15 protein-coding genes are annotated in these 19,521 nt (G+C 65.4%); 5 read left to right on the top strand and 10 right to left on the bottom strand.

Annotated elements, in window-relative coordinates:
• From GGR40_RS08835 to GGR40_RS08825, 3 genes are all read left to right on the top strand, one after another.
• Positions 1-3,420: an efflux RND transporter permease subunit gene (locus tag GGR40_RS08835; protein ID WP_429275854.1), complete on the top strand. Its 3,420-nt coding sequence runs from the start codon at positions 1-3 to the stop codon at positions 3,418-3,420.
• Between the two features lie 82 nt (positions 3,421-3,502).
• Positions 3,503-4,723, top strand: coding sequence for a DUF445 domain-containing protein (locus tag GGR40_RS08830; RefSeq protein WP_429275853.1), 1,221 nt, complete (start codon positions 3,503-3,505; stop codon positions 4,721-4,723).
• Between the two features lie 10 nt (positions 4,724-4,733).
• Positions 4,734-5,282, top strand: coding sequence for a GNAT family N-acetyltransferase (locus GGR40_RS08825; RefSeq protein ID WP_429275852.1), 549 nt, complete (start codon positions 4,734-4,736; stop codon positions 5,280-5,282).
• On the opposite strand, the gene GGR40_RS08820 is transcribed toward GGR40_RS08825, so the two are convergent.
• From GGR40_RS08820 to sucC, 4 genes are all read right to left on the bottom strand, one after another.
• On the bottom strand, positions 5,255-6,193 hold the full coding sequence (locus tag GGR40_RS08820) for an energy transducer TonB (RefSeq protein WP_429275851.1): 939 nt from the start codon (positions 6,191-6,193) through the stop codon (positions 5,255-5,257). The two genes, GGR40_RS08825 and GGR40_RS08820, sit on opposite strands and share 28 nt — an antisense overlap.
• A 120-nt stretch (positions 6,194-6,313) precedes the next feature.
• Positions 6,314-7,246 carry an electron transfer flavoprotein subunit alpha/FixB family protein gene (locus GGR40_RS08815; protein ID WP_429275850.1) on the bottom strand — a complete coding sequence of 311 codons (933 nt, stop codon included), beginning with the start codon at positions 7,244-7,246 and terminating at the stop codon, positions 6,314-6,316.
• The gene (locus GGR40_RS08810; protein WP_429275849.1) at positions 7,246-7,992 is read right to left on the bottom strand and encodes an electron transfer flavoprotein subunit beta/FixA family protein; all 747 of its coding nucleotides are present in this window, start codon (positions 7,990-7,992) and stop codon (positions 7,246-7,248) included. The genes GGR40_RS08815 and GGR40_RS08810 overlap by 1 nt, the downstream gene beginning before the upstream one ends.
• Positions 7,993-8,223: 231 nt before the next feature.
• Positions 8,224-9,438, bottom strand: a complete 1,215-nt coding sequence (sucC, locus tag GGR40_RS08805; RefSeq protein ID WP_429275848.1) for an ADP-forming succinate--CoA ligase subunit beta — start codon at positions 9,436-9,438, stop codon at positions 8,224-8,226.
• A gap of 188 nt (positions 9,439-9,626) precedes the next feature.
• Here sucC and GGR40_RS08800 point away from each other — a divergent pair, with 188 nt between their 5' ends.
• Entirely contained in the window at positions 9,627-10,421 is a 795-nt protein-coding gene (locus GGR40_RS08800) for a 3'(2'),5'-bisphosphate nucleotidase CysQ (protein WP_429275847.1), read from the top strand.
• On the opposite strand, the gene GGR40_RS08795 is transcribed toward GGR40_RS08800, so the two are convergent.
• Complete coding sequence (locus tag GGR40_RS08795) at positions 10,409-11,992, bottom strand: DUF1570 domain-containing protein (protein ID WP_429275846.1); 1,584 nt, start codon at positions 11,990-11,992, stop codon at positions 10,409-10,411. The two genes, GGR40_RS08800 and GGR40_RS08795, sit on opposite strands and share 13 nt — an antisense overlap.
• Positions 11,993-12,141: 149 nt before the next feature.
• The gene (locus tag GGR40_RS08790) at positions 12,142-12,816 is read right to left on the bottom strand and encodes an OmpA family protein (RefSeq protein ID WP_429275845.1); all 675 of its coding nucleotides are present in this window, start codon (positions 12,814-12,816) and stop codon (positions 12,142-12,144) included.
• A 252-nt stretch (positions 12,817-13,068) separates the two neighbouring features.
• Here GGR40_RS08790 and GGR40_RS08785 point away from each other — a divergent pair, with 252 nt between their 5' ends.
• Positions 13,069-14,400, top strand: coding sequence for a hemolysin family protein (locus GGR40_RS08785; RefSeq protein ID WP_429275844.1), 1,332 nt, complete (start codon positions 13,069-13,071; stop codon positions 14,398-14,400).
• Between the two features lie 348 nt (positions 14,401-14,748).
• Here the strand turns inward: GGR40_RS08785 and GGR40_RS08780 are convergent, their stop codons facing one another.
• The 4 genes from GGR40_RS08780 to GGR40_RS08765 are packed head-to-tail and all read right to left on the bottom strand — an operon-like array spanning position 14,749 to position 19,518.
• Positions 14,749-15,165, bottom strand: coding sequence for a DUF3035 domain-containing protein (locus GGR40_RS08780; protein WP_429275843.1), 417 nt, complete (start codon positions 15,163-15,165; stop codon positions 14,749-14,751).
• A gap of 16 nt (positions 15,166-15,181) precedes the next feature.
• Positions 15,182-15,703, bottom strand: a complete 522-nt coding sequence (gene lspA / locus GGR40_RS08775) for a signal peptidase II (RefSeq protein ID WP_429275842.1) — start codon at positions 15,701-15,703, stop codon at positions 15,182-15,184.
• Positions 15,700-18,543, bottom strand: coding sequence for an isoleucine--tRNA ligase (gene ileS, locus GGR40_RS08770; RefSeq protein ID WP_429275841.1), 2,844 nt, complete (start codon positions 18,541-18,543; stop codon positions 15,700-15,702). The genes lspA and ileS overlap by 4 nt, the downstream gene beginning before the upstream one ends.
• Before the next feature lie 45 nt (positions 18,544-18,588).
• On the bottom strand, positions 18,589-19,518 hold the full coding sequence (locus GGR40_RS08765) for a bifunctional riboflavin kinase/FAD synthetase (protein ID WP_429275840.1): 930 nt from the start codon (positions 19,516-19,518) through the stop codon (positions 18,589-18,591).
• Positions 19,519-19,521: the final 3 nt, after the last annotated feature.

The raw sequence follows: 19,521 nt of genomic DNA, 5'->3' as shown, positions 1-19,521 counted from the left end.
ATGCGCAACATATCGGCCTGGTCGATCCGCAATCCGATCATCCCGATCGTCTTCTTCATCGGCCTGATGATCGCCGGCATCGTCTCGTTCAACCGGATGGACGTGAACAACATGCCGGACGTCGAATTTCCCGGCGTCCACATCGGCATCTCGCAACCCGGCGCCGCGCCGACCGAGATCGAGACGCAGATCACGCAGATCGTCGAAGGTTCAGTCCGCTCGATCCCCGGGGTGGAGGAAATCCAGTCCACCGCGTCGGAAGGCCGATCGACGACGATGGTGTTCTTCTCCGTCGGCACCAACGTCGACGTCGCGACCCAGCAGGTGAAGAACGCCGTCGATCAGGTGCGCGGCCAGCTGCCCGACGGCATCCTTGAGCCTCAGGTCCAGAAGATCGAGGCGGGCGGCGGCGGCTCGCTGGCCTATTTCTCCGTGCGTGCGGACGACATGACGATCGAGCAGCTCAGCTGGTTCGTGGACGATACCATCGCCAAGACCCTGCTTGGCGTACAGGGCATGGCTACGGTCGATCGCGACGGCGGCGTGACGCGGGAAATCCGCGTAGTGGTGGACCCGCAGCGCATGCAGGCGCTGGGCGTCAGCGCCGAAGCCCTCAACAACGTCCTGCGGCAGGTCAACACCGATGCGGCGGGCGGTCAGGCGGAAATTGCCGGATCGCGCCAGTCGGTGCGCGTGCTGGGCAATGCCGGCAGCGCCTACGACCTGTCTCAAAAACGCATCAACCTTGGCAACGGTCGCTCGGTCAAGCTGGCCGACGTGGCGAATGTCTACGACGGCTATTCCGAACGCACCGACATCGCCCGCGTGGATGGGCGCGAGGTCGTGACATTCGGTTTCGAACGTGCGCGCGGTGCCTCCGACGTCGCGGTCTATGACGCGGCGATGGAGAAGCTCAAGCAGATCGAGAAGGACAATCCGCAGATCCACATCACCCGCCTGTTCTCGCAGGTGGACTACACGCGCGGGCAGTATACCTCGTCGATGGAGGCGCTGGTCGAAGGCGCGGTGCTGGCGATCGTCATCGTCTTCCTGTTCCTGCGGGACTGGCGCGCGACGATGATCTCGGCGCTGGCGATCCCCCTGTCCGCGATCCCGACCTTCTGGTTCATGGACCTGCTGGGCTTCACCCTGAACTTCCTTTCGCTGCTGGCGCTCAGTCTGGTCGCGGGCGTTCTGGTGGACGACGCCATCGTCGAGATCGAGAACATCGTGCGCCACATGCGCATGGGCAAGAGCGCCTATCAGGCCTCGATCGACGCCGCCGACGAGATCGGGTTGGCGGTCGTCGCCACCACGTTCTCGATCGTCGCGGTGTTCCTGCCGGTAGGCCTGATGCCCGGAATTCCGGGGCAGTTCTTCAAGGCGTTCGGCCTTACCGTGGTGGTCGCGGTGCTGATGAGCCTTGCCGTGGCGCGCATCATCACGCCGATGGTCGCCGCCTATTTCCTGAAGGCGCACGGCCATGCGGAGCACGGCGGCGGCAAGGCGATGGACGTCTACATGAAGATCCTCGCCTGGACGCTGGACAGCAGTGAAGCGCACCGTCGCAAGGCCGCCATCGTGCGCCAGCCTTTCCACCCCGCCTATGCACTGCTCGCCACCGTCGCCTTCATCGTTCTGATCGGCGCAGGTCTGGCGGCAGCGGGTCTGCTGTTCACGGCGTTGCAGACCGGGATCACCAAAGCGGGTCTGGCCAAGGCCGCCTTCGTGCTGGCGGCAGTTCTGTCGCCGCTGGGCATCCCGGTGGCGATCTGGCTGCTGGGCAAGCTGTTTCGCCTCATTGCCAGCGGCATGGGTGCGTTCGGGCGCTGGTATCGGTATTTCACCGATCGCGTGATCGCCCGCATGCATGACCACCGCTTCTACGCTTTCTGCGCCTCGCTCTACGCGCTGGTCGTCACGTTCGCGCTGCTGGGGGGGCTGCCGCAGCAGTTCCAGCCCAGCACCAACAACGACACCAGCGAGGTCAAGATCGAGATGGTGCCCGGCACCACGCTCGAACAGTCGGAGATGATCGGCGCGCGTGTGTCCCGGCTTCTGGAAAAGCAGCCCGAGGTGGAGCGTGTGCTGCAATTCGCCGGCGAAGGCTCCGGCAACCTCTACGTCGCGCTCAAGCCTGCCAACCAGCGCGATGCCACCAGCATCGAGTTCGAGCGTCGTCTGGCCCCGCAGTTGCAGGACATCGCCGACGCGCGTGTAACTTTCGCCTCGCAGTCGGGCGGGTTCGGTTCGGGCCGCGATTTGTCGATCATGCTTTCGGGCAGCGATTCCGAACTGCTGAACCGAACGGCGCAGACCCTGGCGGAGCAGATGCGCACGGTTCCCGGCGTGATCGCGCCGCGTATCGCCGCCGATCTCCAGCGCCCCGAACTGCTGATCGTGCCGCGCCCGGATCTGGCCGCGCAGTTGGGCGTCACCACTGCTGCGCTCAGCCAGACGATCCGCATCGCGACCCTGGGCGAGATCGACCAGAACGCCGCCAAGTTCTCGCTCAGCGATCGTCAGGTGCCGATCCGCGTCATCCTCGACCGCACGTCGCGCCGCGATTTCTCGACGATCGAGAACCTGCCGGTGTCCACCGTCAGCGGCGGCACTGTCCCCCTCAAGCGCGTTGCCGAAATCCGGTTCGGCGCCGGTCCCACGCAGATTCAGCGCTACAACCAGTCCCGCCGCATCTTCGTCGGCGCCGATCTGGGTGCGGGTCAGGTAAAGGGTCCGGTCATGGCCGCGATCCAGAACCTGCCGATCATGAAGAAGCTGCCGCTGGGCGTGTCGAACGCGCCCGTGGGGGAGGACAAGTGGCAGGCTGAGATGATCACCAACTTCGTCACCGCCGTCATCTCGGGCATCTTCCTGGTGTTTGCGGTGCTGGTGCTGCTCTACAAGCGCTTCGTATCGCCGCTGGTGAACATGGCCTCGCTGCTGCTGGCGCCGCTGGGCGGGCTGCTGTTCCTCACCGCCATCGGGCAGCCGATCTCCATGCCGGTCTACATCGGCATCCTGATGCTGCTGGGCATCGTCGCCAAGAACTCCATCCTGCTGATCGATTTCGCGATCGAGGAGATGGCCAAGGGTGTCGACAAGCTGACCGCGATCATGGACGCCGGGCACAAGCGCGCGCAGCCGATCGTCATGACCACCGTGGCGATGACGGCGGGCATGATCCCCACGGCGCTGTCGTTCTCGGGCGATGGCGCGTTTCGCCAGCCGATGGGCTGGACGGTTATCGGCGGCCTGGTGCTTTCCACTTTGCTGACCCTGGTGATCGTGCCTGCAGCCTTCAGCCTTGCCGATGGTTTCGAAAAGAGGGTCGGGCCCAGACTGCGCAAGTCGCTGCTGACGTACGATCCAGACAAGGACCACGATGGTGCGCCGCTGCGGGCGCACCCAGCCGAGTAGGAAAGGGGCCAGCTTGCCGCCGACAGGGCGCCGTAATCCGAATACAGCACTCGCAGGCCTGACCCTTGATCGAGGGCGCCGGATGCGGATGTTCGCCACCGGCCTGCTGCTGGCGATGGCGGTGGCCTTCGTCGCCCTGCGCAAGCTGGCGGGTTTGCATCCGGCGTGGGCGCCCGCGCTGGATTGGGCGATAGCCTTCACCGAAGCGGCGATGGTGGGCGGACTGGCGGACTGGTTCGCGGTGACTGCGCTGTTCCGCCGCCCGCTGGGCCTGCCGATCCCGCACACCGCCATCATTCCCGAGAACAAGGACCGCATCGCCGATTCCATGGCGACATTCCTGCGGGAGAATTTCCTGACGCCGCAGGTGGTGGCGCGGCGGATCAACGCCTTCAACTTCGCGGCGGCGGCGGGCGGCTTCCTGTCCGATCCCGGCCGGGTCGGGCAGTCCCGCATCCGCGCCGGCGCCGCAAACCTCATTGCCGACGTGCTCGAATCGCTCGACCCCGACCGCCTTGGCAATCAGGTCCGCGCCGGCCTGGCCCGGCAGCTGGAGCGGGTGGAAGTCGCGCCTCTCCTCGGCCAGATGCTCAGCGCCATGATCGCCGACCGCCGCCACCTGCCGCTGGTGGAAGGGGCGGTGCGCTGGGCGGGCGAGGCGCTTGAGGCCAACGAGGACATGGTGCGCGCCATGATCCGCGAACGCGCGCACAGCCTGCTGCGCCTTACCGGCCTTGACAGCCGCATCGCCAGCTCGGTTCTGGACGGCCTCTACAAGCTGCTGGCCGAGATGATCGTCCAGCCCGACCATCCGCTCAAGCTGAAGGTCGAACAGATGCTGGAAGGGCTGGCGGAACGGCTGGTCAACGATCCCGAAACGCGCGCGCGGGTGGAGAACGCCAAGCGCGACCTCATCGCCAATCCCGCCGTCGGGCAATGGTGGCAGTCGGTATGGGAGCGCCTGCGCCGCAAGCTGGTCGATGCCGCCCGTAACCCCGACGCGGTGCTCGCCGGGCAGCTGACGACGATGCTGGGCGAACTTGGCACGGCTCTGCAGGACGATCCGCGATTGCAGGCGCAGATCAACCGGTTCGCCCGCCGCACGCTGGTGGGCGTGACCGCGCGCTATGGGGAGGAAATCGTCGGCCTCGTTTCGGGCACGGTCAAGCGGTGGGACGCAAGCACGATCAGCAACCGCCTGGAAGGCGCCGTAGGACGCGACCTGCAGTTCATCCGCATCAACGGCACGCTGGTGGGCGGCCTGTTCGGCGTGTGCATCCACGCCATCGATCGCCTGCTGTGACCGGGCCTATATGACCGGGCCCGTGCTGACCACCGAGCGGTTCACCCTGTCGCGCCCCGCGGCCGCCGACCTGACGCACCTCTGTGCCCTGATCGACGACGAGGAAACCCGCCGCTATCTGGGGCCTGCCTCGGCGGAAAAGCAGCCGCAGTTCGACCGGTTGATGCGCAACGCCGGCTCCTGGGCGCTCTACGGCTACGGCATGTTCATGGTGCGCCCGCACGGGGAAGACGGCATTGTCGCATCCTGCGGCGTATTTCATTCCTGGCGCGGCTTTGGCCCTGAATCGGGCATGGACGACGTGCCCGAAGCCGGCTGGATCGTGCGCCGCGACTGGTGGGGACAAGGCGTCGCAGGCGAAGTCATGCAGGCGGCGCTGGCATGGTTCGACCGCGAACACGGCCCCCGCCGCATCGCCTGCATGATCGAGGAAGGCAACACCGCCTCCGAACGCCTCGCGGCCCGGCTGGGCTTCGTGCGTTATGGCAGCCATATGGCGGAGGATGTATCTCCGCCAGTTCGCATTAATCTTTACCAGTGGTTGGCGCGGCCATCCTGACGATTGCCGCGACGGATGACGCGTGGCTTGCGGTCCACCATCCAGCGCACCCGCGTCACATAATACGATGCCGTAGGGCTTCCCGCCCTGTCCAGCGCAGGTTTGAAGTGGGCGCGCTTCACAATCTGGTCGCAGGTGGCCTTTTCAAAGCGCGGTTCGTTGTAACCCTGGATCACCTTGCAATCGGTCAGCGCGCCCGCCGCATCGATCATCATGCGTACTTCCACCAGGGCCTGTCGACCCGAGGCCGCGAGATCCATGGGGTAGTTGCCGGACGTGAACCAGCTTGAGGGCGGCGTCAGCGATTTTGCCGGTTGTGACAAGCTGGCCTGCTGCTCCGGGTCCAGCCCCCACGACTTGACCAGTGCATCGGTACACGTGCGCATGGCTTCCATCGACTTGGCCAAGGGCCCGGTGCCGATCTGGACGGCTTCATCGCCCCAGGAAACGATGAACGAGGTGATCGCCTGTTCACGTTCCGAGGTCACCGGCGCGGGCGCGACCCCCTTGCGGGTGAAGCCGTTGAGCGTGGTTCCGGCAAAGATAAGCGTCGTCAGCGCCTTTCCGTCGGCGGTCTTCATGTCGCCCAAGGTAAAGATGGTGCTGATCGGATCCCGCGTTTCCGGGCCAGTGCTCAGTTCGACGTTGAAATCGTCATGGATGCCGTCGAACGCCTTGCCGGCAACGGTGACGAAGATGCGGTTACCCGGCGCAAACTGCTGGATCTGCAGCAGCATAGGATCTTCGGGAGTCCCGAAGCCACGCTGTAACTGGCAAGAGTTCGCGCCGTAGTCCATCTTCCAGGGCGACGTTGATCGCATCACCCTGGTCTCCGCGTGAGCCGCAGCGGGCAGGGCGGCAATGGCGACCAACGGAGCAATCGTACACAATTTCACGAGATGCGAAGCCATCGCCATAACCCCAATAAGCAAATGTTCGCCGCAGCTTAGACACGCCTGACGACCGGTGACAAGCAAAAGCCCCGGCTGTCGCAAGCCGGGGCTTTCCAGTGCTTCAGGCCGTGAAATCGATCACAACTTGCCGGTAAGCTCCGGCACGGCGGTGAACAGGTCCGCGACCAGGCCGACGTCGGCGACCTGGAAGATCGGAGCGTCCTCGTCCTTGTTGATGGCGATGATGGTCTTGGAGTCCTTCATGCCCGCAAGGTGCTGGATCGCGCCCGAGATGCCCACGGCGATGTAGACTTCGGGGGCGACGATCTTGCCCGTCTGGCCGACCTGGTAGTCATTGGGGACGTAGCCCGCATCGACGGCGGCGCGCGATGCGCCGACGGCGGCGCCCAGCTTGTCGGCCAGCGGCAGGATGGTGGCTTCGAAGGTTTCGGAATCCTTCAGTGCGCGACCGCCTGAGACGATGATCTTGGCGCTGGTCAGCTCCGGACGCTCCGACTTGGCGATTTCCGCGCCCACGAAGCTGGACAGGCCTGCGTCACCGGCTCCGGAGACTTCCTCGACTACGCCTGAGCCGCCGGTGGCCTCGGCCTTGGCGAAGGCGGTGCCGCGCACGGTGACGACCAGCTTGGCGTCGCTGGATTCGACAGTGGCGATGGCGTTGCCGGCATAGATCGGACGGGTGAAGGTCTTCTCGCCCTCGACCGAAAGGATGTCCGAGATCTGCGCCACGTCCAGCAGAGCAGCGACGCGCGGGGCGACGTTCTTGCCGGTGGTGGTGGCCGGCGCAACGAAGACGTCGTGATGGCCCATGAGGTCCACGATCAGCGGCGCGACGTTCTCGGCCAGCGCGTGTTCGTAGGCCGCGTTGTCGGCGTAGTGGACCTTGCCCACCCCGGCGATCTGCGCGGCGGCATCCGCCACGGCGCGCGCGCCGGAACCGGCGACGAGGAGGTGGACTTCACCCAGCTTTGCAGCAGCGGTGACGGCGGAGAGGGTAGCGTCCTTGACGGAGGCGTTGTCGTGTTCGACCCAAACGAGCGTCTTGGACATCAGGCTACTCCCAGTTCCTTGAGCTTGGCGACAAGACTATCGACATCAGCGACCTTCACACCTGCCGAACGGACAGGCGGCTCGGAGACCTTGAGGGTCTTGAGGCGCGGGGCGATGTCTACGCCGAAGTCGGCAGGCGACTTCACATCGAGCTGCTTCTTCTTCGCCTTCATGATGTTGGGCAGCGAAGCGTAGCGCGGCTCGTTGAGGCGCAGGTCGGTGGTGACGATGGCGGGCAGGGCGAGCTTCACCGTTTCCAGGCCGCCATCGACTTCGCGGGTTACCGCGACATGGTCGCCGTCGATCTCGACCTTGCTGGCGAAAGTGCCCTGCGGACGGCCCAGCAGCGCGGCGAGCATCTGGCCGGTCTGGTTGGAATCGTCGTCGATCGCCTGCTTGCCCAGGATCACCAGGCCGGGGTTCTCCTCAGCCACGATGGCCTTGAGGATCTTGGCGACGGCGAGCGGCTCGACCTCTGCATCGGTTTCAATCAGGATCGCGCGGTCGGCACCCATCGCAAGGGCGGTGCGCAGCGTTTCCTGTGCCTTGGTCGGCCCGACGGACACGGCGATGACCTCTTCGGCCTTGCCCGCTTCCTTGAGGCGGATGGCTTCCTCGACGGCGATTTCGTCGAAGGGGTTCATGCTCATCTTGACGTTGGCAAGGTCCACGCCGGTGCCGTCGGCCTTGACCCGCGGCTTGACGTTGTAATCGATGACCCGCTTCACGGGCACGATGATCTTCATTGCGATCTGTCCTCTCACTGCTGGGACGGCAAATTTAACCGCACGATTAAACTCTGGTGCGACCTATCGCGTTCCTCTGCCCCGCCGTCAACCCTCGCTAAAGCGCTAAGACCTTGGACGGGACATAGAGAAACTTCGCGGATGCTCTTCATGCAGAAACGGCGGGGGTCGCGAAACCCCCGCCGTTCCAGTTTTCAGCATGTCCTCGCGTTCAGCGCGAAGACGAAGCCGTCAGGCGACGGCCTGGACTTCGGCGACGATCTTCTTCGCCGCATCGCCCAGGTCGTTGGCGGGGACGATTGGCAGGCCGGAGTTGGCCAGGATGTCCTTGCCCTGCTGGACGTTGGTGCCTTCGAGGCGGACGACGAGCGGAACCGAGAGGTTCACTTCCTTCGCGGCGGCGACGATGCCGTCAGCGATGATGTCGCACTTCATGATGCCGCCGAAGATGTTGACGAGGATGCCCTTCACGTTCGGATCGCGCAGGATGATCTTGAACGCCGCGGTCACCTTTTCCTTGTTGGCGCCGCCGCCCACGTCGAGGAAGTTGGCGGGGAAGCTGCCGTTCAGCTTGATGATGTCCATCGTCGCCATGGCAAGGCCAGCGCCGTTGACCATGCAGCCGATGTCGCCATCGAGCTTGATGTAGGCGAGGTCGTACTTCGAGGCTTCGATTTCCGCCGGGTCTTCCTCGGTCTCGTCGCGCAGGGCGAAGACGTCGGGGTGACGGGCAAGGGCGTTCGAGTCGAAGCTCATCTTGGTGTCGAGGACGAGCAGCTGTGCGGGAGTCGAGTCACTGGCCTTCGACTGCACCAGCGGGTTGATCTCGACCATGTCGCAGTCAAGGTCGATGAACGCGGTGTAGAGCTGCTTGGCGATCTTCTGCGCCTGCTTGTTCAGATCACCCGAGAGCTTGAGTGCGAAGGCGACGGCACGGCCGTGGTGGGCCTGGAAGCCTTCCGCCGGGTCGATGGTGATCGTGGCGATCTTCTCGGGCGTGTTGTGGGCGACTTCCTCGATGTCCATGCCGCCTTCGGTCGACACGATCATGGCGACGCGGCCGGTCTTGCGGTCCACCAGCATCGACAGGTAGTATTCCTTGTCGATGTCGACGCCGTCGGTCACGTAGAGGCGGTTGACCTGCTTGCCCGCTTCACCGGTCTGGATGGTGACGAGGGTGTTGCCGAGCATTTCCTTGGCGAAGGCTTCGACTTCGTCGATCGACTTGGCAAGGCGCACGCCGCCCTTGGCGTCGGCCGGGAGTTCCTTGAACTTGCCCTTGCCGCGGCCACCGGCGTGGATCTGCGCCTTGACGACGTAGAGCGGTCCGGGAAGCTGCTTGGCAGCGGCGACTGCCTCTTCAACGGTGAGGGCGGCGATGCCGGCGGGAATGCCCACGCCATACTTCGCGAGGAGTTCCTTGCCCTGATATTCGTGAATGTTCATCGCTCAAATCGCTTTCTGCTGGAGGTTCCCGGGGAAGGCGCCGTAGCCAATATGTTTCGATGCTCGCCTAAGCACATCCGGACGCCCTTGAAAAGGGCTGTGGGCTGCGCAAATGCATAGTCGAAGCGAAAATGGTGATGTTTAAATGATAACAGTTCGCAATATCAATTAAAGTCTGAGCTGGGCCGATGATCGATCGAGAGAGACTGGGAACCATTGTCCGCAAGGCCGGGCAGATCGCGCTGGCCGACTGGCCCGGAGACGGTCACGCGCTCAAATCGTGGGAGAAGACACCCGGAAGCCCGGTCTGCACCGCCGATCTTGCCGTCGATTCCTATCTCAAGCGCGAACTCGGCGCACTGCTTCCTGCGGCGGGGTGGCTTTCGGAAGAGACGGCCGACACGGCGGAACGGCAGGACCATGAACTGGTCTGGCTGGTGGACCCGATCGACGGCACGCGCGACTATATCCATGGCCGTACCGGCTGGGCCATTTCGGTGGCGCTGGTGAGCATGCGCCGTCCGCTTCTGGGCTACCTGTTCGCGCCCGTGCGCAGGCGTGAGGAGGGGGGAGAGTTCTGGTCGGCGGAAGCGGGGCGGGGGGCCTGGCTGAACGGCCGGCGGCTGAATGCCAGCCACCGCGCGCAGCTGCCGGGATCGCGGGTTCCGGCGCACAAGCTGGCGGTGGAGGACGCGGACCTGACGCTCGTCCACCAGCCCAACTCCATCGCATTGCGCATGGCCATGGTGGCGGCGGACGACGCGGACCTGCTGGCGACCCTGCGCTGGGGTTATGAGTGGGACATCGCAGCCGCCGGGCTGATCGCGCGGGAGGCGGGCGCGACCGTGACGGACGCGTTCGGCGCTCCGCTCAACTACAACAAGCGCGATCCGCGCGCCTTCGGCGTGCTGGTATCGTCGAGCGGGATCCATGCCGCCGCCGTGGAGCGGCTGGCGGAACGCGCGCGTCGCTATTCGGCGTGAGCGATCGCCGGGGTTGAGGGAGCAGCGGGTTCGGCGTCGCCGTCCTGCGCATCGTCCGGCACTTCGCCGTCCATGTTCTCGCCCTTCCAGGACGGATCCTTCTCCATGCGTTCGATCAGCCGGCGCGCAAAGGTGCTGCCGCCACCGCCGTGCGGGTTGTTGGCAACCGGCGCCAGGACGATGCGCGCCTCGGGAGAGCGGCCCAGCCGGAGCAGCGTTGTGCCCAGCGTCATGCGCAGGCCGAAGTCGAACGGTGCCAGTTCCATCGCGCGGATCAGGCCGTTCACCGCCATCGGCGATGGCTCCATCCCCTGCTCCGCGAAGCTGCGGTAGAAGTAGATCAGCGGCAGCGGATGATCGTTCTCCATCCGGTTCAGCGCGATGAACGGCGCGCGGGTGGCCTTGTAGGCGGCAGGCTTGTCGTCCGCGTCCTCGGCGCGGCGGAACAGGGTCAGCCCCTTCTGGATGTAGGCGTTGACCTGCGCCGGATCGCGCTTGATGGCACCGTCGGCGGCGGCGAGCGCTTCGGCATCGTGACCGGCGTCGTATTCGCATTCGGCCAGCGCGGTCAGCACTGCGGGGTCTTCGGGATACTTCGCCGCGATGCGCCGGGCCTCCACCAGCAGGGAACCGGCATCCTCGCGCGAGATGCCCCGGCGCGAACGGATGCGCACGGGCATCATCTCCGCCTCTCCGGCGGACAGCGGACGCACCGAGATGGCGCCGATGGCAAGGTGTTCAGGCTTCAGCGTGATCGCCGTCATCCGTCGCTGGCGCAGGTAGCGGTCGAGATCCTTTTCGAGCGCGTCGAAATCGCCGAATGCCTGCGTGCCCGCTTCGCGCAGCGGCGTGCCCTTGGCCAGAAGGCCGAGATACCGCGTGAACTGCCCTTTGCGTTCGGGCGCGAAAGTCAGGTAGTGATAGAGCAGCCAGCTCTTGCCGTAGAAGGCATCGTGTACGGTGTGCTTGCGTTTGTCGTATTCGGTGGGGTCCAGCAGGTCCGCCGCCTTCACATCCTGCGCGTAGAGCAGTTCGCCCGCGCGGTGATTGGCGGGACGGCCAAGCCACAGCCCGCCGTCCGCCTCGAACCGGGCCGAAGCGAAGAACTCCGCGGAACCTTCTGACAGCCAGCGCGGCATTGCGGAAGCGTTGGCGGAGATCAGGAAGTGGTGGGCATATTCGTGAAGCAGCACCACCATCGACCACGTCACCGGTCCGTTGCCGGCCTGCACCGCAGGAACGATTGCCAGCGATCCCCCGGCACTGGGCACATAGAAACCGCCGATGAACTTGTTGTCGCCCCCATGCAGTTCGCGAACTTCCTGGGTGTTCTTCACGACGTAGACGGTGACCCGATTGGACGGACTGGGCCTGGGCACCTTGGAATCGAGCACGAAGGCCATGCCGGCGTGGTACCGCTCCAACTGCTGGGCGAAGCGGTTGATGTCCTTCTCGGAATCGTTGGCGTAGATGACGAAGTGCTCGCTCGACGCCTCAAGCCATGCCGCCTGCGCAGGGGCACCCCATGCCCATGCGGCCAGCGCCGCCGCCACAAATCCCAGTCGCAACATGTTTCCCCCCGAAGTGCCCGGGCACGCTAACGCAAGGGCGCGGCCTTACAAGTTATCATCTTGAAAATCAGGAAAACTACTCAGGAAGAAGGGGCCGGTGCATCGCTGCACCGGCCCCTTCCCCGATCCCGCTTCCAGCGGAAGATCGTTTACCGTGCGCTGTTCGCGTCGTCGGTGGTGACTGGAGTGATCTTGATTTCGACGCGGCGGTTGAGCGCGCGGCCTTCGGGCGTGTTGTTGTCCGCCACCGGATAGTCCTTGCCCATGCCCTGCGTCTGGATGCGCGAGGACGAGACGCCGCGGCTGATCAGGTAACGCGCCACCGAATCGGCGCGGCGCTTGGACAGATCCTGGTTGTACGCGGCCGAACCGGTCGAATCGGTGTGGCCGTAAACATCGACGAGGCTGTTGGGATACTGCACCATCGACTGCGCCACCTTGTCCAGCGAGGCCTGGAACGAGGGGCTGATGACGGTCGAATCGACGGCGAAGGTGACGTCGGGCAGGTTCACCAGGATGCCGTCGCCCTGCTGGCTGACGTCGATGCCCGAACCGGCGGTCTGTTCCTTCAGTTCCTTGATCTGCTTGTCCATCTGGTAGCCGACGACGCCGCCCGCCACGCCGCCGATGCCGGCGCCGACGATGCGCGCGGTCTTGCCGCCGATGACGCTGCCCAGCAGATAGCCGAGGCCCGCACCGCCGGCGCCGCCGATGGCCGTACGCGAAACCTTGCGCTCACCGGTGTTGGGATCGGTGACGCAGGCGGATACCGTGACCAGCGCGAGAACCGCGGCGGCCGAAGTGACGATGCGCGACTTCTTCATCTTGGGTGTCCCTTCCTTTTGATGTGCCCTTGTACCGGACATCTGTGCGCCGTCCGGAGGTAACGACGGTTATGTGCAATACTGAACATGAATGCAAAATGGCTTGTGCCGCGTTCAACCCGCCGGGCCGTCCCGGGTTCCCGGACTTTCGTGGATCGGCAAGGGTCAGGAATTGCAAAATATTGCCGGATCCAGACTGGTGCACACAGGTTCTTCGCGCATGCGGCAATCTCTGCTAGCGGTGGAAGCACTGTGACACCCTTTCCCTGGACCGACGTCCTCATCATCATCGGGCTGATTCTGCTGAACGGCCTGTTCTCGATGTCCGAACTGGCCATCGTCTCCGCGCGCACGCCGCGTCTCAAGGTCTCTGCCGACAAGGGCAGCGGGGCCGCGCAGACGGCCATGGACCTTGCGGCAGACCCCGGGCGCTTCCTGTCGACCGTGCAGATCGGCATCACCCTGATCGGCATCATCGCCGGTGCCTATTCGGGCGCCAGCCTTGGGCAGCCGGTGGGCGACCGGCTGGCGCTGATGGGCGTGCCGGTGCGCTTCGCCGGCGAGGTGGGCTTTGCGCTCGTCATCATCGCGACCACGTATCTGAGCGTCGTCGTGGGCGAACTGGTGCCCAAGCAGCTGGCACTGCGCATGGCAGAGCCGGTGGCGCTGATCATGGCCCGGCCAATGAGCATCCTGGCCCGGATCATGGGTCCGTTCGTCTGGCTGCTGGACAAGTCCTCGGGCTTGATCCTGCGCCTGTTCTCCATCCGCAGCGGCGATGCCGAGCGCCTGACCGCCGAGGAACTCCACATGATCTTCGCCGAGGCAACGCGCACCGGCGTGATCGAGGAGGAGGAGCGCGCGATGATGACCGGCGTGATGCGCCTGGCCGAGCGCCCGGTGCGCGAGCTGATGACGCCGCGCAACCAGATCGACTGGATCGACGCCGACGCCGACGGATCCGCCCTGCGCGCCCAGATCGCCGCGTCGCCACATTCGCTGCTGCCCGTCGTTGCCGGAGAAGGCGCGCCGGACAACGTGGTGGGCATCCTCAAGGTCAAGGAAGCGCTGGCCGCGCTGGTGGAAGGCCACGCGGTCGATGTGCGCGCGATGATGCGCAAGGCCGAAGTCATTCCCGACAGGCTCGATGCCATGGACGCGCTGCGCAAGCTGCAGACCGCCGAAGTCTCGATGGCGGTGGTCCATGACGAATACGGCCACCTCGAAGGCGTGGTCACGCCTTCCGACGTGCTCTCGGCGCTGGCGGGCAACTTCGTCTCGCACCAGGACGAGGGCGACGAGCCGATGGTGGTCGAGCGCGAGAACGGATCGCTGCTGGTTTCGGGCGCGATGCCTGCCGACGCGCTGGCGGACCGTCTGGCCATCACCCTGCCCGAAGACCGCGATTTTGCGACGCTGGCGGGCTTCGTCCTGCACGTCCTGCGCAAGGTGCCGCAGGAAGGCGAACACTTCACCGAGCAAGGCTGGCGCTTCGAGGTCGTCGATATGGATGGCCTGAAGATCGACAAGATTCTGGTCGAGCACATCGAGGACGAAGACGACGGTGTAAGCGGGGAGGGGTGATCCTTCCGGGACCGTGAACCATCCAGAGATGCAGGAAGGGCACGCGGGCGATCGCGTGCCCTTTTGTTTGTCACGAAGGCCGGTGGCGCGGGCGGCCCTTGCCTATAGCACGCCGTCACCCTGAACTTGTTTCAGGGTCCATCATGCCGCCAAGCCTGGGTTTGGGGCAGCACGCCGACAGGGCCGCTGGCGACACCTCGCTCCGGCATCAACCGCCGGATGGACCCTGAAACAAGTTCAGGGTGACGAGGTGTATGGAGGATAGGTGCGGCTGCGCCACCCCACGCCGGCGCTAACGAAAAAGGCCGGACTTTCGCCCGGCCTCTTCGTCGTTCCTGTACTGAAAGATCAGCTGCCGACCGAGGTCTGCGCATCGCGCCCGTCGCCTTCGGGGGCGGCGAGGATGGCGCGGGTGGTCTGGCCCTTGGCGACGGTGTAGGTGCCCGGATCGCCCACGGTGGAGCGGATCGACGGGTCGGAGGTGCCGGCGAGGTTCAGCGTCGTCTTCTCGATGTCGCTGCGGGCCTGCGGGCCGCCGAACAGGGCGTCCAGCGTCTGCTGCTGCAGCGAATCGTCAGTGGGGCGAGGCTGGCCCTGCTTCGGCGGGCTGAGCGAGAAGTCGGGCGGGACCACCAGCGGGGTCTGGCGCTGGACGGCGAATTCGTCCGGGCGGGCGCGGTTGAACAGGCCGGTGCTGCCGCAAGCGGACAGCATGACGGCGCCCGTCGCGACGAGGAGGAGGGCACCGGTTTTCTTCATGCGCATCAAATTCAACTCGCGTTTAATCGACTGTCGGGGCGGGTTGCGCCTCTGTCTCGGGCTTGTCGCGCGAAAACAGGGAACGGGCAAGGATAATCAGGACGCCGATGGTGATGGCGGCGTCGGCAAGGTTGAAGATCAGGAACGGACGCCAGCCGCCGAAGTGCAGGTCGGCATAATCGATGACGTAGCCGACGCCGAACCGGTCGCGGATGTTGCCCAGCGCGCCGCCCAGAACAAGGCCCAGCGCGGCGATCTCGGGCAGCTTGCGCTCGCGCAGCATCCACGCGAACACGAACAGCGCAATCGCGCTGGTCATGGCCACCAGCGCCCAGCGGCCTTCTGGCGAACCCGCCGTGAACAGCCCCAGCGACACGCCGAAGTTCTGCGTGAAGGTGAAGTTGTAGAACGGCAGGACGTAGCGCGATTCGCCGACCTGATCGAGGCCCAGACCATGGACGACCCAGTTCTTGATGACCTGGTCGATCGCGAAGATCACCAGTGCCACCGCCAGACCCGTCAGGCGCTTTACCCAGGGATTCATGCAGAGGGCTCCACCACGTCTTCGCAGCGGCCGCACAGGGCGCCGTCTTCGGAGACTTCGGGCAGGTGGCGCCAGCAGCGGCCGCACTTGTGGTCTGTGGAGGGGGTGACGCTCACGCCCTCTGCCTGACCGCGCGTGACTGTCCCGGTGATGAACAGCTCGGCAAGATCCGCGTCGGGAGCGGAGGCGGGAACGGTGACGACCGCGGCAAGGCTCGAGCCGATGACCTTTTCGCGGCGCAGCGGTTCGATTGCTTCGGTGACGGTGGCGCGCAGGGCGCGCAGGTCCGCCCACTTGGCAGCGTCCGCCTCGACCGCAGGCACCGCCGGCCATTCGAGCAGGTGCACGCTGTCCGCATCCGGATAGCGGCTGGCCCAGGTTTCCTCGGCGGTGAAGACGATCACCGGCGCGGCATAGCGGATGAGCGCGTGGAACAGGGTGTCCAGCACCGTGCGATAGGCGCGGCGCTTGGGGTCCGTCGGCGCATCGCAGTAGAGGCAGTCCTTGCGGATGTCGAAGAAGAACGCCGAAAGGTCTTCGTTGCAGAAGTCCAGCAGCGAACGGACATAGGTGTTGAAGTCGAAGGCACCGACCGCTTCGCGCAGCGTCGCGTCCAGCCCGCCCAGCAGCGAGAGCACGTAGCGCTCCAGTTCGGGCATGGCCTCCACGCCGACGCGCTCGGCTTCATCGAACCCGTCCAGCGCGCCCAGCAGGTAGCGCAGGGTATTGCGTAGCTTGCGGTACTGGTCGGCCACGCCCTTGAGGATCTCGTCGCCGATGCGGTGGTCCTCGGTGAAGTCCACCGACAGCGCCCACAGGCGGATGATGTCCGCGCCGTTGGTTTCCATGACCTTCAGCGGGCTGATCGTGTTGCCCAGCGACTTGGACATCTTCATGCCCTTGGCGTCCATCGTGAAGCCGTGAGTCAGCACCGCCTTGTAAGGCGCATTGCCGCGCGTGGCGCAGGCTTCCAGCAGCGAGGACTGGAACCAGCCACGATGCTGGTCCGACCCTTCGAGATAGAGGTCCGCCTTGGGGCCGGTGTAGCCTTCGGGCCGCAGCAGGTCCGGCCAGCGGCCCGATTCCAGCACGAAGGCGTGGGTCGAGCCGGAATCGAACCAGACGTCGAGAATGTCGGCCACGCGCTCGTAATCGGCGGCGTCGTAATCGGGGCCGAGCAGGTCTTGCGCAGCGTCGTCAGACCAGCCGTCCACACCCTTGGCCAGAATGGCGGCCTTGATGCGTTCGTTCACCGCCGGATCTACGAGGTATTCGCCGGTCTTGCGGTTCACGAACAGCGTGATCGGCACGCCCCACGCGCGCTGGCGCGAAAGCACCCAGTCGGGCCGCCCTTCCACCATCGCGCCGATGCGGTTGCGGCCCTTGTCAGGGACGAAGCGCGTGTCGGCGATGGCCTTGAGCGCCACTTCGCGCAAGCTGCCCTTGCCCTGATAGTCCATGGGCTTGTCCATCGGCACGAACCACTGCGGCGTGCAGCGGTAGATGACCTTGGCCTTGGACCGCCATGAATGCGGGTACGAATGCTTGTAGTCCGCCGAGGCCGCCAGCAGCCCGCCCGCTTCGCGCAGGTCGGCGCAGATCGGGCCGTCGGGCGCGTTGAACTTGGGGTTGATGACCGAGCCCTGACCCGCCAGCCACAGCCAGTCCTCGCGGTACTTGCCGTCAGCCTCGACCACGAACTTGGGATTGATGCCGTGGGCCTTGCACAGTTCGAAGTCGTCCTCGCCATGATCGGGCGCCATGTGGACGAGCCCGGTGCCGCTGTCGGTGGTGACGAAATCGCCCGCCAGCAGCGGACGCGGCTCTGCGAAGAAGCCGCCCAGCGCGTGCATCGGGTGCCGGGCGACGGTGCCGGCAAGGTCGGAGCCTTTGAAGGTGCCCAGCGCGTATTCGGAAAAGTCTGCGTCGCCGATCATGTTTTCGGCAACCGGGCCAAGTCCCGTGCGCGCGAAGAACGCTTCGAGCAGGGCCGCCGCCACCACGAAGCGCCGCCCGTCATGCGCGCGATAGTGGTGGTACTCGACCTCAGGCCCGTAAGCCAAAGCCTGGTTCACCGGAATCGTCCACGGCGTCGTCGTCCAGATCACCGCATGGGCGCCGACCAGTTCCGGCACCGCCGATTCAACGATCTCGAACGCGACGTCGATCTGGGTCGAGGTGATGTCCTCGTACTCCACCTCGGCTTCGGCCAGCGCGGTCTTTTCCACCGGCGACCACATCACCGGCTTGGCGCCGCGATAGAGCATGCCGTTCTCGGCGAACTTCAGCAGTTCACCGACGATGGTGGCCTCCGCCTGGAAGTCCATCGTCAGGTACGGGTTGTCCCAGTCGCCGTTGATGCCCAGCCGCTTCAGCTGCTCGCGCTGCACGTTCACCCAGTTCTGGGCGTAGGCGCGGCATTCGGCGCGGAATTCCTCCGCCGGAACCTCGTCCTTGTTCTTCTTCTTCTTGCGGTACTCTTCCTCGACCTTCCACTCGATGGGCAGGCCGTGGCAGTCCCAGCCGGGAACGTACGGCGCGTCCTTGCCCAGCAGGGTCTGGGTGCGGACGACCATGTCCTTCAGGATATGATTCAGCGCGTGGCCGATGTGCATGTCGCCGTTGGCATAGGGCGGGCCGTCATGCAGCACGAACTGCTCGCGGCCCCGGCGGCTTTGCCGCGTCTTCTCGTAAATCTTTTCCGCCTGCCAGCGCGCGAGAATGCCCGGCTCCTTCTGGGGGAGGCCGGCCTTCATGGGGAAATCGGTCTTCGGGAGGAAGACGGTGGAGCGATAGTCCACGGGTTGGTTCCCGGTTTCGGGGCGCTGCTGGTCAGTCATACGGCACGCGCACTAGAACAATTGCGGGGTCGTTGGAAGTAGGCGTCAGAGGTCGGCCAGCAGTTCACGCGCCTTCACGCAGTCGGCGTCGATCTGCGCCATCAGGGCGTCGAGCGAATCGTACTTCGCCTCTGGCCGCAGGAAGTGGTGGAACGCGACCTCGATCTCCTGATCGTAAAGGTCGCCCGCGAAGTCGAAGAAGTGCGGTTCCAGCAGTTCCTTGGGCGGGTCGAAGGTGGGGCGGATGCCGATGTTCGCTGCGCCCTTCACCACGCGCCCGTCGGGCATGCGGCCCGTCACCGCGTAGATGCCGTAAAGCGGGCGCAGGTAGCCCGCCATGTCGAGGTTGGCGGTGGGAAAGCCGATGGTGCGGCCCAGCTTGTCGCCATGCTGCACCCGTCCGCGGATGGAGAACGGGCGCGTCAGCAGGCGCGCGGCGAGCTGGCAGTCGCCCGATTGCAGCGCATCGCGGATGCGGCTGGACGATACGGTGCCGCCCGCGTCGCAGACCGGGCCGACGGTGCGTCCCTGCAATCCGTGCGCGGCGCCGACTTCGCGCAGCATCTGCGGATTGCCGCCCTTGGTGCGCCCGAAAGTGAAATCCTCTCCGGTGACGACGCCGACCGCGCCCATGTGGCGCACCAGCATTTCCTCCACCCACTGCACGGCGGGCATCGCCGCCATCGCCGAATCGAAATGCAGCACCAGCATTGCGTCCGCGCCAGCCGCGCCGAACAGTTCCTGCCGCTGGTCCAGCGTGGTCAGGCGGAAGGGCTGCGCATCGGGCTTGAAGTGGCGGACGGGATGCGGGTCGAACGTGGCGACGATGGCGGGGCGGCCCAGTTCGCGCGCCCAGCGGATCGCTTCGCCGACCACCGCCTGATGGCCCTGATGGAACCCGTCGAAGTTGCCCAGCGCCAGCACGGCGCCGCGAAAGGCATCGGGAACGGGTTGGCGGTTGTCGAGGCGAATCATGGA

Origin of the sequence: Novosphingobium gossypii (genome assembly GCF_050433305.1) — a bacterium.
Lineage (GTDB): Bacteria > Pseudomonadota > Alphaproteobacteria > Sphingomonadales > Sphingomonadaceae > Novosphingobium > Novosphingobium gossypii.
The sequence above is the reverse complement of the archived record's forward strand: the minus strand, read 5'-3'. Positions and strand labels throughout refer to the sequence as shown.